This is a genomic window from Bradyrhizobium sp. Arg237L, from assembly GCF_029990105.1.
Classification (GTDB): Bacteria; Pseudomonadota; Alphaproteobacteria; order Rhizobiales; family Xanthobacteraceae; genus Bradyrhizobium.
Genome location: NZ_JAQMIL010000016.1, coordinates 34,010 through 48,761, shown reverse-complemented (window position 1 = coordinate 48,761; position 14,752 = coordinate 34,010). Strand labels below are relative to the sequence as shown.

Genomic DNA, 14,752 nt, shown 5'->3' with positions numbered 1-14,752 from the left:
CCCGGATTACGCTTCGCTTCATCCGGGCTACAAGGCCCGATCTACTGATACGTCGCGACGATATCGGACACTGCGCGCTCGAGCTGTTGGGCGGTGGCGCATTGGCGTACCACGCTGCAGAAGGTCGCGTAACGCGGCATCTCCGAATCGCCGAAGCCCCAGGTCATGCGTCCTTCGGGGTTGAGCCAGACCAGGCGTTTCGAGCGCTCGGCGATGCGGCGCAGGATGTCGGCGCGCGGATCGAGATTGTTGCTGCGGGCATCGCCGAGCACGATCACGGTGGTCTGCGGCGTGATCGTGTCCATCCAGCCCTTCTCGAAATCGGCAAGCGAATTGCCGTAGTCGGAGGAGCCGAAGCCGACCTTGGACATGATCTCGGCCATCGCCGCCTCAGGCGATTTCTCCTCCAATATGTCGCTCACCTCGATCAGATGGCCGGAGAAGGCAAAAGAGCGGACGTCGTCGACCACTTCGTGCAGCGAGTGGATCAACAGCAGGAAGAAATCGGACACCCGCGCGACCGAGCCGGAGACGTCGCAGAGCGCGACGATCTTCGGCCGGTCGCGGTGCTTGCGCTTCCAGGCGGTGAGGAAGGGCACGCCGCTCCAGGCCGCGTTTCGCCGCAGCGTGCGGCGGACGTCGAGATGGCCGCGGCGCTGGCGCTTGCGCGGTTTGGAGTAGCGTTCGCGCAGGCGGCGGGCGATCTGGCGGATCAGCGCGCGCATCTGCTCGACCTGGCGCGGCTCGATCCGGGCCAGCGGCGCATTGCGCAGGATCTCGTTGCGCAGGTTCTCGGTCTCCTCGCGGCCGTAGAGCAGAAGCGCTTGCGAGACCGTGTCGCGGACGGTGCCGCGCAATCCGTCCAGCGCCGCCTGCAGCCGCTCAGCCAGCGCCGGGTTGGTCGCGGTCAGGTTGTCGAGATCGTCGCGCAGGCGCTGGATGCCCATGGCGTCCAGGATGCGGCCCGAGAAGATGCCGCGCTGGGTGAAGTACCTGATGTTGGGAAGCGAGGCCGCGCCGGAGGCATTGGCGATCGCCGCCGATATCGCGTTGCGGTCCTGCGACAACAGCATCTGCGCGAGGGCCCCGAGATTCTCGGCCGGGTCGCCGCCGCTGCTTTCGCTCGAGGAATCGGAGCCCGCGCCGGAATCCGCCCGCTCCGCATCGTCGGACTTGCTCTCGTCCTGCTTCGTGTCCTGCGCCGGCTCGGGCTGGCTGAAGAACAGATCAAAACATTCGCCGAGCGCCCGCTTCTCGTCCTGCGACTTCGCGAGCGTCAGCAGGAAGGTGTCGCGCAGGACGCCGCGATCGGCAAAGCCGACCTTTGAGACCGCGCGCATCGCATCGATACTTTCGGCGGGCGAGACCCGGACCCCGGCTCCGCGCGCGGCACGAAGGAACCGATGCAGGTTCTCGCGCATGGCGTCTACCCGAACACGCCCTGCCGCGACGCCTTGGCGATGAAGGTGGTGAGTTGCGGCTGCGCGGCCTCGATGTCGGCTTCGTACTTGAGCAAGACGTTCAGCGTGTCCTTGACGATCTCATGGTCCAGCTCGGTCGCTTGCAGCAGCACCAGCACGCGCGCCCAGTCGATGGTCTCGCTCACCGACGGTAGCTTCTTCAGGTCGAGGGTGCGGATTTCATGAATAAAGCCGACCATCTGTCGGCGCAGCGTCTGCGAGATGCCGGGCACGCGGCTCTCGACGATGCGCTCTTCCAGCTTCTGTTCGGGGAAACCGATATGCAGATGCAGGCAGCGCCGCTTCAGGGCGTCGCCGAGATCGCGCTCGCTGTTGGAGGTCAGGATCACGGTCGGCGGCGCGATCGCCGAAACCGTACCGAGTTCGGGAATGGTGACCTGGAAATCGCTGAGGATTTCGAGGAGCAGCGACTCGAACTCGGCGTCCGATTTGTCGATCTCGTCGATCAGCAGCACGCAGCCCGCCGGCTGCTCCAATGCTTGCAACAGCGGCCGCGGCTCGACGAATTCCTTGGAGAAGAACACATCGCCGAAGGCGTGGAGCTGGTCGAGCGCCTGATGCAGCGTCTGCGCGCCGCCCAGCACCTCACCGAGCTTGTCCTTCAAGATCTGCGTATAGAGGAGCTGTTTTGCATACTTCCACTCATACAGCGCCTTGGCCTCATCGAGCCCCTCGTAGCACTGCAGGCGGATCATCTTCATGCCGCGCCAGGCGGCGATCGCCTTCGCCAGCTCAGTCTTGCCGACGCCCGCGGGGCCTTCGACCAGGATCGGTTTCTCGATCTCTTGCGACAGATAAACCGCGGTCGCGATTTGCCGGCTCGCGATATAGCCTTGCGCGGCGAGACCGCTTTCGACGGCCTCGATCGAGGCCGCAGGCCGATTGTCAGCCACCGATGTAAGCTCCGGATTTGCCTTGGTGCATCAGATTGTTCTGCCTGCCTTGGCCGCAAAGCACAAGGCTCGTTTGCGTGAGGGCAGGCCCGGTTCCGGCATTTTCCGCCTAGCGATATTTGTTCTCGATCGGGGAGCGAACTCCGCTCCACCTCGCCCCGCCTGCGGGGAGAGGTCGGATCGCATCGCAGATGCGATCCGGGTGAGGGGGGCTCTCCGCGAGTCCATCTGTCACTGTGATCGCGGAGACAGCCCCTCACCCCAACCCTCTCCCCGCGAAGGGCGGGGAGAGGGAGAGTCCGTGCCTAGCGCAATACCAGTCCGGTTGCCGCCTCCAGCTCTGAAATCGCCTGGTCCGCGCTCACGACCTTGATCGTGGTCATGCCCATGTCGCGCGCGGGCTTCAGGTTGACGCCGAGATCGTCGAGATAGACGCAATTGTTCGGATCGACCTTCAGCGTTTCCACCATCAGCTTGTAAATGCGCGGATCCGGCTTGCGTAGGCCGATCTTGGCGGATTCGATCACGTGATCAAACAGCGCCATCACCTCGGCGACATAGAGCGTGCGGCCGCTTCTGCTCCCGATCGCGTTCGCCGGCAGGTTGTTGGTGATGCAGCCGGTCTTGAATTGGGCCTTGATGCGCTTCAGCGCTTCCACCATGTCCGGGCGCAGGTCGCCCTGCAGCAGCGGCAGCACGTCCCGGCCGCGCACCTCGGCGCCGAGCGCCAGCGATTCGGCAGCGAACAGCATATCGAAGGTCTCGATGTCGACCTCGGCGCGCTCGAACTTGGCCCAGGCGTTTTCCAGGTGGTTGGCGGCGTTGGTGCGGCGGATGATGTCGGCGGGCAGGCCGCGCTCGGTCTCGAACCGCGTGAACGCCTCGAACGGCGAGGTGGTCAAGACGCCGCCGAAATCCCAGATCACTGCCTCGATCATTTCCTGCTGCCTGCCGTTATGCGTGTTGACGCAGCGGCTAACACGGATCGCTCAGGGGAGCTAGCCTGAATCCGGCGGCTTGGCGATGCGCGCGACGCAAGCTATTGCTGTGCTCATGAAAGCCTTGCTCGCGATATCAGCAGCGCTCGCGCTGCTCTCCTCCACGCCGGCCTCCGCCATCGTTGGCGGCGGCGTGCCGTCCGCCGAAGGCGTCGGCCGCTCCATCGTCACCATCGTCGGCTCGCGCGGCAATTTCTGCACCGGCGCACTGATCGCGCCGAAGGTGGTGCTCACGGCGGCGCATTGCGTGCAGTCCGGCGCGGACTACAAGATCGTCGAATATGGCCCGGACCGGCAGCCGCAATTGAAGGACGTCAAGAGCATCGCGATCCATCCCGCGTTCAGGATGGACGCCATGACCTCTCATCGCGCCACCGCCGACGTCGCGCTGCTGCAGCTTGCCGCGCCCGCTGCCGGCAAGGCGCCCGCGGCGCTCGGCGCGCCCAACATTCCGGTTGTCGTCGGCGGCCGCTTCACCATCGCGGGCATCGGCGTCACCGTGCGCGGCGACGGCAAAAGCGGCGGCATGGTCCGCGTCGCCGGGCTGATTGCGACCGGCCAGCCGGGCACGCTGCAGATCCGCCTGGTCGATCCGCTCAGTCAGGGCGCGCGCGACGGGCTTGGCGCCTGCACCGGCGATTCCGGCGGGCCGGTGTTCGAGGACAAGCAAACGGGTCCGGCGATCGTCGGCGTCATTAGCTGGTCAACGGGGCCGAACAATTCCGCCGGTTGCGGCGGCATCACCGGCGTGACGCCACTGACGCTGTATCGCGATTGGATCTTGCAGACCGCGCGGCAATGGGGCGCGGCGTTTTGATGCGACTTCGTAGGGTGGGCAAAGCGCAGCGTGCCCACCATTCACGGTCGGTGCAAGTAAAGGTGGGCACGCTTCGCTTTGCCCACCCTACAACCCGGCCGTCATTGCCGGGCTTGACCCGGCAATCCATCCTCCCCCGCAAGACTCATTTCTTGATGGATGCGCGGGTCAAGCCCGCGCATGACGAGAGCGATCAATGCCCCGCCGCCTTGTTCGCAGCGGCGTTGTTCAGCACGATCAACGCATCCACGGCGATGCCGAGCTTCGGGTTGATCAGGAACGGATTGATGTCGATCGAGGCGATGCGGTTGCCGGCGTCGGCGATCAGGTTGGAGAGCCCGACCAGCGCCTTCACCGCGGAGGCCTCGTGCAGTGCCGGCTTGCCGCGATAGCCCTTCAGCTTGATGCCGGCTTTTGTCTTCGCGATGAGCTGTTTTGCCTCTTCCGCATCGATCGGTGCACCGGCGAGCGCGACGTCCTTCAATAATTCGATATCGACGCCGCCGGTGCCGAACAGCACCACCGGTCCCATCTCGGCGTCGAGCGAGGCGCCGACCACGAGCTCGAGATCGGCCTTGACCTGCTGTGCGATCAGGATGCCCTCGAGCTTCGGCTTGTTCTTGAGCTTCCTGACCCGCGCCGTGATCTCATTGAACGCCTTCTTCACCTCTGCCGCGCTGTTGAGGTTCAGCACCACGCCGCCGATATCGGACTTGTGCAGGATATCAGGGCTGACCACCTTCGCGACCACGGGAAAGCCGATCTTCCGGGCAATGGTCGCCGCCTCCGTCGCCGTCTGCGCGAGCTCCTCCTTCGAGATCGGAATGCCGTAAGCCTTGAGCAGCTTTTTCGAGGCGACCTCGTCGAGCGCCGCGGCGCCGTTGGCGCCGTTCAGCGCCTTCTCCAGCATCGCGCGCGCGGATGCCGTCGAGCTCGAGACGATGTCAGGCACTTCCTTGCGGAGCTGCGCGTAGTCGATCAGCGACTTGATCGCGCCGACCGCGCGGTCGAGCCCCTGCAGCACCGCGACGTTGGGCAGCGTCTTGCGCAGCGCCTTGGTATGCTCGGTGAAGCCGATCGACATCGCGCTGATATAGATCACGGGCTTGCCGGCGTGGCCGGCCATCTCGTTGACGATGCGAAGATTGCGTTCGCGCAGCTCATGCGGCGCCTTCGGCAGTTCGGCATCGATGATGACGATGTCGGTGTCAGGGTCGTCGATCATGATCTTGATCGACTTCATGTAGACGGAGGGATCGACCACGGCGGCAAAGCCGGCGTCCAGCGGGTTACCGACAATGCTGCCGGGGCCGAGCATTTTTGCAAGCTGCTCGGTCGCATTCGGGCTGAGTGGCGCGAAATTCAGTCCGGCCGAATAGAACGCGTCGATCAGGAGCCCGCGCTTGCCGCCGGACAGCGACACCGCGGCGAGCCGGTTGCCCTTCGGCAGATCGGCATGCACGAAGCATTCGGTGGTCTCGATCAATTCATCCAGGCCGCGGACGCGGATCACGCCCTCGCGGGTCGAGATCGCGTCAAAGGTCTCGATCGAGCCGGCGAGCGCGCCGGTATGTGCCATCGCCGCGGCGCGGCCGCCTTCGGAGGCGCCGAGCTTCAGCGCGATCACCGGCTTGCCGGCCGCGCGAGCGGCCTTGCAGGCATCGCGGAACGCCTTCGTGTTTCGCACGCCTTCCAGGTAGACCACGATGACGCGGACGCTCGGATCGGCGGCGAAATAGGTCATCAGGTCGGGTGTGGTCAGCCCGCTCTCATTGCCGGTCGTCACCATGTAGCCGACACCGACGCCGCGATCCTCCAGCGTCTGGCGGATCGCCATCACGATCGCACCGGATTGGCCGGCGATCGCCACCGGTCCGGCTTCCATGGTGACCATGCGGTCGTCGATATTGGTGAAGAGGTTTTCGCCGGCGCTCAAGTTTCCCAGGCAATTGGGTCCAGTCACCGCAAGCCCGGTCTCCTGCACCGCCTGTTTCAATTCCACCGCGAGCCGTTGGCTTTCTTCGTCCTGCAACTCGCTGAAGCCAGAGGTGACGATGGTGGCGGAGCGCGCGCCGGCGGCGGCTGCATCGCGGATCACCTGCACCGCAAAGCGCGCCGGCACCAGCACCAGCACATGATCAGGCTTGTCGGGGAGGCTCGCAAAATCCTTGTAGCAGGTGACGCCCCAGATCGTCTCGCGCTTGGTGTTTACGGGATAAAGCCCGCCGCGATATCCGTATTTGATCAGGTTGTTCCAGATCCGCTCGGCGTAATTACCGGGCTTGTCCGTGGCGCCAACCAGCACGATGTTGCGCGGGTGCAGCATCGCATGGATCCGCTTGACCACGTCGCTGGCATCACGCGACGGCGACCATTTCTCTGTCGGAGCGGATGCGGGACTGAACTGTGCTTCCATGGACCTCGCCTTGTCGTTTCCTGCGGCGCTGCAGCGAACACCGTGCGCCATGTTTTTTGTTATTTCTATTGAGGCTTGCGCAGCGTGGCAACTCACCTTGGCTGCATGCCGCTACGCGTTGATGCGATATCCCACCGCACGGACAATATTCACGGTGTTGTCATCCGCGAGGGGCCGGATTCGATCATCGTCGCGCGCAGCAGATAGCGTTCCGGCCCCGATGTCAGCGCGTCGAATGGCCAGCAGGTCGAGAGCACCAGCTCATATCCGCTCGACAATGGATCGATGCCGGAGGCATCGAAGCGCACCACCGAGCTGGCGTCGGCGCGATAGCGGAAGGTCTTGCCATCGCTGCGGGTGACGTCGATCTCGTCGCCGATCACGACGTCCTTCAGGAAGCGGAAATGGGTGTCGCGATGCGCGGAATAGACGGCAACGCCGCGTTCGCCGGCCTCGGGTGTGAGCTCGACTTGGCCCGGACCGAAGGCGAGCGCCTGGCCGCTGGAGCCCGCGAGCACGATGGTGCTGGCATTGAGCCGCTTCACCTCGATGCGCGCGACCGGCCAGGTGTCGGCCCATGACCACGGTTTTGTCGGATGCCCGGTGGCGATGGTTTGGGTGAAGGCACGTTCGAGCAGCACCTGCGCGAGGAGGGCTTTGGCGTGGATGTAGGCGCCTTGGCCGAACAGGATTAGGCCGAGGAGGGCGAGGAGGAGAGGGGCAAGGAAACGCGGCATTTGACCGATACTCCGACGTCATTGCGAGGAGCGCAGCGACGAAGCAATCCATCTCTCCACAAGCGGTGACATGGATTGCTTCGCTGCGCTCGCAATGACGCGTGTGGAAAGAGTCGCGCGCGGCCCTCGGGGACGGGAGGCCGCGCGCGCCAAGAGGAGGTGGGGGCGCCTCCTCTTTTCATTCGGCATCAGTGGGCGAAGTTCCGACGCCGGATGAATGCGAATAGGAACAGGCTGAGCGTGAGCAGGATCGCGCCGGCGATCATCTTCAGTTCGGCGTCGGTCGCGGTCTTCGGCAGCTTGATCGCGTCGGGCGCCTGCACCACCGCCGGGCGCTTCAGGGCCGCAAGCTGCATCCGTCCGTCGCCTTCCGCGCGCCGCTCGGTCGGTGCCGCCGGCAATTGCGGGCGCTCGCCGAAGACTTTCGCGAAATCCCAGCCCGCGGGCAGGTTGAGCGGCAGTTCACTCACTTTCAGCGGCTCGCCGTCGGGCCGGCTTGGGGTCTTGTCGACCGCAACCAGGCTGGTCAGCCGCGTCACGAGCTGATGCTCGAGCGCCAGCGCCAGGATGGTTTTGTCGGCGTCCTCAGGACTCGCCTGCCGCGTGGTGCGCGCAACCTCGGCGTCGTCGATCTTGCGCCGCGCCCACAGCTTCGACAGGCCCTTGCCTTCGGCGGCGTTCGCCAGCGGCAGCGTCACGAGCCAGGGGCGGTCGCCGATGCGGCCCTTGATCTCGACGGAGCCCGCGAGCTTGTCGAGTTTGGCCGCCAGCACCAGCGGCTCGCCGCGGTAGAGGTCGGGAAGGATCGCCGGCGTAACCTCGGCATGTGCGTCGGAGAATTTGGCGGAGAGACTGGTCACCGCGGGATTCTCGAGCTTCGCGAACAGCGAGCGCATGCGCTCCTCGACCTGGTCGGTGGAGCCGATATGGGTGAAGGCGCCGCGGCCGAGCTCGGCGGCGCGCGTCATCAGATAGGTGTTGGGCGCCGAGCCGATGCCGACCATGAAGATGCGGGAGCGGCCGCGCATCGCCGTGATCGTCTCGAACAATTGCTGTTCGTTGCCGATGGCGCCATCGGTCAGGAACACCACCTGGCGGACATGATCGGAATCGCTGTTCGAGCGATCCGTCAGCGCCGCCCGCATCGCCGGCACCATCTCGGTGCCGCCATTGGCCTGCAGCGCGCTCACGAAGGCGGTGGCGTGGCCGAGATGCTCGCTGTCCGCCGGCACCGCCGATGGGAACAGCACGTCCATGGTGTTGTCGAAACGGATCACGTTGAAACGATCGTTCGGCCGCAGCCGGCCGAGCGCGTAAGTCAGGCTCGCTTTCGCCTGCACGATCGAGGTGCCGCCCATGGAGCCGGAATTGTCGATCACGAAGATCACTTCACGCGGACGGGGCTTCTGCTCGGCCTGCTCGACGGCAGGCGGGGTAACGAACGCGAGCAGATAGTCGGCGTCGCCGACATGCTCGCGGAACAGCCCGACCGACGGAGCCTTTTCGGCGGCAGGCTTCCAGGTCAGTTCGAAATCGCGGTCCGCAGGCACCGGACCATCGGCGAGCTTGATGATCCGCGTCGCGTCGTCAATGCTCTCGAGGTTGACGGTGTGATGATGGCTCTTCACCTCGCCGAGCGGGAAGCCGGCCTGCAGGCGCACGGTGACCTTGGTCGGATTGACGGGCGCATGCTCGGCCGGGTCGAGCACCGGCGGCGTGATGCGGTCGCGATCCGGAACGGGATCAGCCTTCGTCGCACCCCAGCCGCTGCCATCTGGACGGAGGTCGACGCTCTGCGCGAGCGGCTTCGGATTGTAGCGGGGCGCGACCACCATCGGCACGCGCAGTGAGAATTCGTTGCCGGACTGCTGCACCGGCTCCTGGTATTCGATCTGCACCAGCACGGTTTCGCCCGGGCCGATATTGGCGACCGAGTTGGTGAAGATGTTCGGCCGCTCCTGTTCGGTCACCGCGGCCTTCTGGCCGTTCTGTTTGGCCTGCTCATAGATGATGCGCGCCTGCTTGCGCTCCTTGATATCGCCGACCACGATGCGATCGCCGACCACCATCTTCAGCGTGTCGACCGCGCCGCCTGCCGGCAGCGGATAGACGTAAACCGCTTCGACCCAGTCCTTGGTCGGGTTGCGGAAGATCTGCGTGACGCGGGCGCGGATGGTCGGGCCTGACACCGTGAGGTCGACATCGGTGCCGAGCCTGACGGCATCGTCATATCCCTCGTCGGTCTTCAGCAGCAGCGAGCCGGAACGGGCGTCGCCCGGCTTGATGAACGCTGCCGGCGGCTTGATCTCTACCGACCACGCCGGCGCGAAGTTCACAAACAATGCCGCGAACCCGATGATGAGCGCGGCAACGCCTTCCACCAGAAAGAACAGCACTATTCGCATCCTGCGCGACAGGCGCGGGCGGCCGGTCACGATACAATCGCACGTCGTCATTTCCTTCTCCCGAGGAATGTCTTGGACGTACAAAATCTTCGGGAAAGTGCCTCGAGGCGCGAGCAGAATGATCGGCATTGTTCAGCCGCCGCCGGGCGCCGCACGCCGCGCTGTCGGCGGCTTTGTGCGGTTTTGTGCTGAAATGTGCGGTCTGGTAGAGTCGGCGTGAATCAGCATGGGGTGACGATGCCGACGCCGGACAAGCAGCTCTCCGAAGAACAAAGCCGGCAGATCGCGGAGCTGATCCGCGAGGAACTGGCGCGCCGGCGCATCTCGCGGCAGGCGCTGGCCGAGCAGGCCAAGCTCAGCCTCTCGACATTGGAGAAGGTCTTGGGCGGGCGCCGCCCGTTCACGCTGCAGACCACGGTGCGGCTGGAACAGGCGCTCGGCGTCTCCTTGCGCAAGGTCCAGCCGGCGCCGGCGATTCCGGTGGCCAATGGCGAAGTCGCGCCCGACGGGTTAGGGGCGTATTCGCGGCGGGCGGTGCAGTGGATCGAGGGCACCTATCTCACGGTCAGGCCCTCCTTCGGGGCCAAGGACGCGGTCTATGCCTATCGCACCGAGATCGCCTGGGACGACGCCGTCTCGTCGCTGATTTTTCGCGAAGGCGAACGGCTGGATGCCGCCTACACCCAGTTCGGCGAAGTCGCCGTGCCCAATCAGTCCGGCTTCGTCTATCTCGTCACCAACCGGCACGGCCAGCATCGCCTGATCACGGTGTCCAGGCCGCGCAACACCGGCGAGATGTACGGCATCATCACGACATTGCTCGCCGGCCGCGGCTCGCTGCTGACGCCGATCGCTGCACCAATTGCATTCGTGCCGATCAAGAATATCGCCAATCCCTCGGTCGGGCGGGTGTCACCGGACGATGAAAACTACGCGCTCTACCGCGAGCACCTCCGCCGCACCATCGACGAGCCGTTCGCGATTTTTCTGCCGGGTTAGCGTCGCGCCGATCAGGCACGCCGCAGCGGCGACGGCGAAACGACGGAGGCGAGCAGCACGGCGAGAATGCCGGTCAGGAACACGCCGTCAAACGTGCCGGCACCGCCGATCGAGGCGATGGGCGCCCCCAGGCTGCCGATCTTGTCCAGGTTGAGAATATCGGCGCCGATCAGCGTTCCGACCGATCCTGCGATATAAGCGAGCGGCGCGGCATATATACGCGAGAGTACGAGCGCGATGATCGCAACGCTGACGACGGGCACGAACACGGGCACGGCGATGCCTATACCCGGCACCGGCGTTGCCAGCGAATGGACGATGAAGGCGATGATGGCGGTGCCGATCGCGGCCCTGACCCAGAGCTCGTATCTGACGACCAGATAGATCGACATGAATGTCGGAATCACCGCGCCGCCGACATTCACGGCGAGGATCGTGCTGGGCGCGGTCACCAGCGGCACGACATAGCGCATGCCGAAGAAGTCGACGACCTCGCCCGATCTCACGGGCGGTCCCGACAATTCCGTGATCGGAATATTGAGATAGCTGCCGAGCAGCGAACCGAACAGCAGCAGGAACGCCGCTCCCGGACTGACGCCCAGGCTCAGATAGGCATAGCGGAGAATGCGGAGCTGGATCAGGATCACCAGCACCAACGCCAGGAACACCAGGATCGAAAACGATCCCGGCGTCATCGGCAGATAGTGCATCTGGCTATCCACGATCGGCGGCTCGCGTTGTTGGGCCACTCGTTGAAGTGGGGAGCCGTCCACACGATCTCAAGGATGACGATGCCTGTAGCCCGGATGGAGCGCAGCGCAATCCGGGACCGGTCGAGCCGTTCGGCGGGCATCTCCCGGGTTGCGCTGCGCTCCACCCGAGCTACGAACCGCCGATTGATGAACTGTCATTCCGGGTTCGCGTCCCGGAATGACTCGTAGACGACTAACCGCCGGTTTCGGCGCTGATGATGTCGCCGAACAATTCCCATTGTCCCTTGGTGAAGCGCATCATCTTGAGCTGCTCGATCGGGGCGAAATCATTCGGGCCGGTGTTGACCTTGATGCCGGGGATCAGCGTATCCGGTGCGAAATCCTTCAGGCTTGCGGCCTGCTTCATCACGTTTTCGCGGGTGAGATTGTCGCCGCATTGCTTCAGCACCTGCACCAAGGTCTGCGCCGCGGCGTAGCCGTAAACGGTGTTGGCGTCGGAGATGTTGGCGCCCGGCATGTATTTGTCGATGAAGGCCATGAACTTCTTCATGCCCTCATCGTCCTTCCATTGCGGATCGGACGCATCCTTGAGATATCCCGCCGACAGCACGCCTTCGGAGGCATCGAGTCCGGCCGGCTTCATGACGGCGCCGATCGAGATCGAGACGTCCGTCATCAGGTGCATCGGCTTCCAGTCCAGTTCGGCGATCTTCTTGATCGCCTGCGCGGCGAATTTCGGCGTCGCGATGTTGACGAAGACGTCGGCGCCGGTGCCCTTCAGCTTGACGATGTGGGAATCGATCGAGGGCTCGGTGGTCTCGTAGCTCTCCTCGGCCACGATCAGGCTCGATCCCTTGTCGCCGAAGATCTCCTTGATGCCTGCGAGATAGTCTTTGCCGAAATCGTCATTGGCATAGAAGATCGCGACCTTGGCGTTCGGCTTGTTCTTGAGAATGTATTTCGCGAAGATTCTCGCCTCGACCCGGTAGCTCGGCTGGAAACCCATGGTCCAGGGAAAATCCTTCGGATCGTTCCACTTGCTGGCGCCGGTGGCGAGGAAGAGCTGCGGCACCTTCTTGGCGTTGTGATATTTCTGCACCGCGGTCTGGGTCGGCGTGCCCAACGCGTTGAACACCAGGAACACCTCATCACCCTCGATCAATTTCCGGACCTGCTCCACCGTCTTTGGTGGCGAATAGCCGTCGTCATAGGAGATCCAGTTGATCTTGCGACCGTTCACACCGCCCTGATCGTTGATCATCTTGAAATAGGCTTCCTCGGTCTTGCCGATAATGCCGTAGGCCGAAGCCGGGCCGCTATAGGCCTCGACGTTGCCGATCTTGATTTCAGTGTCGGAGGCGCCGGTGTCGTATTTTTTCTGCGCAAGCGCGCCTTGAGTTGAGAGCAGGGAGAAGGCCGCGACAGCGGCAAGCAAAGCGATTGTCTTGTTCTGCATAAAGCAATTTCCTCGGGCTTTTTGTGGTTGGGGACGAACGCACGACAATCGCCGCCGGTCCCGGCAGGCGGCGGCGAAACCTGTTAGCGCGCTATGTCACGAAGCTTGCGCCAGATCGGTCGGCTTCTGCTCGGCGAATTGCTTGCGCAGCGTCGGCTTGTGGATCTTGCCGGTCGCATTGCGCGGCAGCGCCTCGACGAATTCGATTGTGCGCGGGCATTTGAAGCGCGCCAGATTGGCCGCACAATGAGCGTGGATGTCCGCCGGCGTCAGCGTTTGCCCCGGCTTCACCGCGACGATCGCCATGCCGACCTCACCCCATTGCTCGTCGGGAATGCCGATCACGGCGGCCTCGGCGACCGCAGCAATCTGGTGCAGCACGTTCTCGACTTCGGCCGGATAGACGTTCTCGCCGCCGGAGATGTACATGTCCTTCCAGCGGTCGACGATGTAGTAGAAGCCTTCCTCGTCGACACGCGTCGCATCGCCCGTATGCAGCCAGCCGTCGGTGAAGGAGGAGGCGTTGGCGTCGGGCCGGTTCCAGTAGCCCGGCGTGATGTTCGGGCCCCTGACCCAGAGCTCGCCGAGTTCACCCACATCAGCGTCGGTGCCATCAGGGCGCACGATCCGCACTTCCGTGTGCAGCACCGGCTTGCCGGCGGAGCCTGCCTTGCGCGCGGCATCCTCGCGATCGAGCGCCATCACCGCGGGCGATGTCTCGGTCATGCCATAGCCCTGCTGCAACGCCACGCCGCGCGCTTCCCACACCTTGAGTAGCGGCACCGGCATCGGCGCGCCGCCGACGCCGCCGATCATCAACCGGCCGAAATCGGCGCTCGCAAACGACGGATGCTGCGCCATGAACTGGTAGATCGCGGGCACGCCGAAGAAGACGTTGATGCGCTCAGCGGGATCGCTGATCAGGCGCAAGGCCTCGCCGGGATCGAAGTTGCGCATGATCAGGACGGTGCCGCCGGCATGCAGCACCGGGTTGGTGTAGCAATTGAGCCCACCAGTATGGAACAGCGGCAGCACGCAGAGGAATACCGAGGATGGCGAGATGTAGGCGAGGCCGCCGAGATTGACGCAATTGAAGAACGTCATGCCGTGGGTGATGATGGCGCCCTTGGGTTGGCCGGTCGTACCCGAGGTGTACATGATGGTCGAGATGTCATCGAGCGTGACAGGCTCGAACGTCTCGATCGGCTGTGCCGCTGCGATGCCGGCTTCATAGGAGCCGTCAGGGCCGAGCCGCAGTGTCGATGATATGTTGCAGAGCCTGGCGACGCTGAGCGCGGTCTCGGCGAGATCGCCGTCATGGATCATGACTTTCGGCGAGGCATCGCCGACGATGAACTGCAATTCCGGCACCGTGAGGCGGGTGTTGAGCGGCAGGAACACGACACCGAGCCGCCCGCAGGCGAACTGCACCTCCAGTGTATCGGTGGTGTTCAGCGCCAGCACCGCGACCCGGTCGCCGCGCGCGACCTTGAGCTGATCGCGCAAATGCGCGGCCAGCCTCGAGATCCGCGCGTCGGATTGCGCATAGGTGAAGCGGCGGCCGCTGCCGAGGTCGACCATCGCGACCTTGTCAGGCGTCCTCCGGCCATGATGGGCGATCCAGTCGTAGTAACGAACCGGCAAATTTCCCTCCCACGGTGGGCGGTCTGGCGCCGCCTGATCATGATCCGCAAGAGCGCCAGTGGACGGGCCGGGGCCGGAATCTGTCTTGCGTTTAGTGGCTGGACCGGGGGTAGGATCGGCGCCCATTCGCCGCCGGCAGCCACTCGACGCAAGTTAGGTTGGCGATTTCCGGACATCGTTCCGGCCACCAGAG

The 14,752-nt window shown here is 64.3% G+C and carries 11 protein-coding genes; 2 read left to right on the top strand and 9 right to left on the bottom strand.

Annotated features, from left to right (window positions below):
• Positions 1-41: 41 nt before the first annotated feature.
• The 3 genes from OZ411_RS12275 to OZ411_RS12265 all read right to left on the bottom strand — a co-directional run bounded on the left by OZ411_RS12275 (position 42) and on the right by OZ411_RS12265 (position 3,312).
• Positions 42-1,421 (bottom strand): VWA domain-containing protein, encoded by a 1,380-nt coding sequence (locus OZ411_RS12275; protein ID WP_282528146.1) that lies wholly within the window; start codon positions 1,419-1,421, stop codon positions 42-44.
• A gap of 5 nt (positions 1,422-1,426) precedes the next feature.
• Positions 1,427-2,374 carry a MoxR family ATPase gene (locus OZ411_RS12270; RefSeq protein ID WP_282528145.1) on the bottom strand — a complete coding sequence of 316 codons (948 nt, stop codon included), beginning with the start codon at positions 2,372-2,374 and terminating at the stop codon, positions 1,427-1,429.
• A gap of 305 nt (positions 2,375-2,679) precedes the next feature.
• Positions 2,680-3,312, bottom strand: a complete 633-nt coding sequence (locus tag OZ411_RS12265) for an HAD-IA family hydrolase (RefSeq protein ID WP_282528144.1) — start codon at positions 3,310-3,312, stop codon at positions 2,680-2,682.
• A gap of 115 nt (positions 3,313-3,427) precedes the next feature.
• Between OZ411_RS12265 and OZ411_RS12260 the strand changes: the two genes are divergently transcribed.
• Positions 3,428-4,189 (top strand): trypsin-like serine protease, encoded by a 762-nt coding sequence (locus tag OZ411_RS12260; protein ID WP_282528143.1) that lies wholly within the window; start codon positions 3,428-3,430, stop codon positions 4,187-4,189.
• A 193-nt stretch (positions 4,190-4,382) separates the two neighbouring features.
• Here the strand turns inward: OZ411_RS12260 and OZ411_RS12255 are convergent, their stop codons facing one another.
• The 3 genes from OZ411_RS12255 to OZ411_RS12245 form a co-directional block, all read right to left on the bottom strand.
• Complete coding sequence (locus OZ411_RS12255) at positions 4,383-6,605, bottom strand: acetate--CoA ligase family protein (protein WP_282528142.1); 2,223 nt, start codon at positions 6,603-6,605, stop codon at positions 4,383-4,385.
• Positions 6,606-6,754: 149 nt separating this feature from the next.
• A complete protein-coding gene (locus OZ411_RS12250) occupies positions 6,755-7,342 on the bottom strand; it encodes a class GN sortase (protein ID WP_282528141.1) in 588 nt (195 codons plus the stop codon).
• A gap of 188 nt (positions 7,343-7,530) precedes the next feature.
• Entirely contained in the window at positions 7,531-9,798 is a 2,268-nt protein-coding gene (locus OZ411_RS12245; RefSeq protein ID WP_282528140.1) for a marine proteobacterial sortase target protein, read from the bottom strand.
• Positions 9,799-9,984: 186 nt separating this feature from the next.
• Here OZ411_RS12245 and OZ411_RS12240 point away from each other — a divergent pair, with 186 nt between their 5' ends.
• On the top strand, positions 9,985-10,746 hold the full coding sequence (locus tag OZ411_RS12240; protein WP_282528205.1) for a helix-turn-helix transcriptional regulator: 762 nt from the start codon (positions 9,985-9,987) through the stop codon (positions 10,744-10,746).
• Positions 10,747-10,757: 11 nt separating this feature from the next.
• Here the strand turns inward: OZ411_RS12240 and OZ411_RS12235 are convergent, their stop codons facing one another.
• The 3 genes from OZ411_RS12235 to OZ411_RS12225 form a co-directional block, all read right to left on the bottom strand.
• Positions 10,758-11,468 (bottom strand): DUF1614 domain-containing protein, encoded by a 711-nt coding sequence (locus OZ411_RS12235; protein ID WP_282528139.1) that lies wholly within the window; start codon positions 11,466-11,468, stop codon positions 10,758-10,760.
• A 223-nt stretch (positions 11,469-11,691) separates the two neighbouring features.
• The gene (locus tag OZ411_RS12230) at positions 11,692-12,915 is read right to left on the bottom strand and encodes an ABC transporter substrate-binding protein (protein ID WP_282528138.1); all 1,224 of its coding nucleotides are present in this window, start codon (positions 12,913-12,915) and stop codon (positions 11,692-11,694) included.
• A 96-nt stretch (positions 12,916-13,011) separates the two neighbouring features.
• Complete coding sequence (locus tag OZ411_RS12225; protein ID WP_282528137.1) at positions 13,012-14,559, bottom strand: long-chain fatty acid--CoA ligase; 1,548 nt, start codon at positions 14,557-14,559, stop codon at positions 13,012-13,014.
• Between the last annotated feature and the right edge of the window lie 193 nt (positions 14,560-14,752).

Bases quoted from the DNA above. Each gene is read 5' to 3' on its own strand.
- OZ411_RS12275 (WP_282528146.1), bottom strand. From the start codon at position 1,421: ATGCGCGAGAACCTGCATCGGTTCCTTCGTGCCGCGCGCGGAGCCGGG.
- OZ411_RS12265 (WP_282528144.1), bottom strand. From the start codon at position 3,312: ATGATCGAGGCAGTGATCTGGGATTTCGGCGGCGTCTTGACCACCTCG.
- OZ411_RS12260 (WP_282528143.1), top strand. From the start codon at position 3,428: ATGAAAGCCTTGCTCGCGATATCAGCAGCGCTCGCGCTGCTCTCCTCC.
- OZ411_RS12255 (WP_282528142.1), bottom strand. From the start codon at position 6,605: ATGGAAGCACAGTTCAGTCCCGCATCCGCTCCGACAGAGAAATGGTCG.
- OZ411_RS12250 (WP_282528141.1), bottom strand. From the start codon at position 7,342: ATGCCGCGTTTCCTTGCCCCTCTCCTCCTCGCCCTCCTCGGCCTAATC.
- OZ411_RS12245 (WP_282528140.1), bottom strand. From the start codon at position 9,798: ATGACGACGTGCGATTGTATCGTGACCGGCCGCCCGCGCCTGTCGCGC.
- OZ411_RS12240 (WP_282528205.1), top strand. From the start codon at position 9,985: ATGCCGACGCCGGACAAGCAGCTCTCCGAAGAACAAAGCCGGCAGATC.
- OZ411_RS12230 (WP_282528138.1), bottom strand. From the start codon at position 12,915: ATGCAGAACAAGACAATCGCTTTGCTTGCCGCTGTCGCGGCCTTCTCC.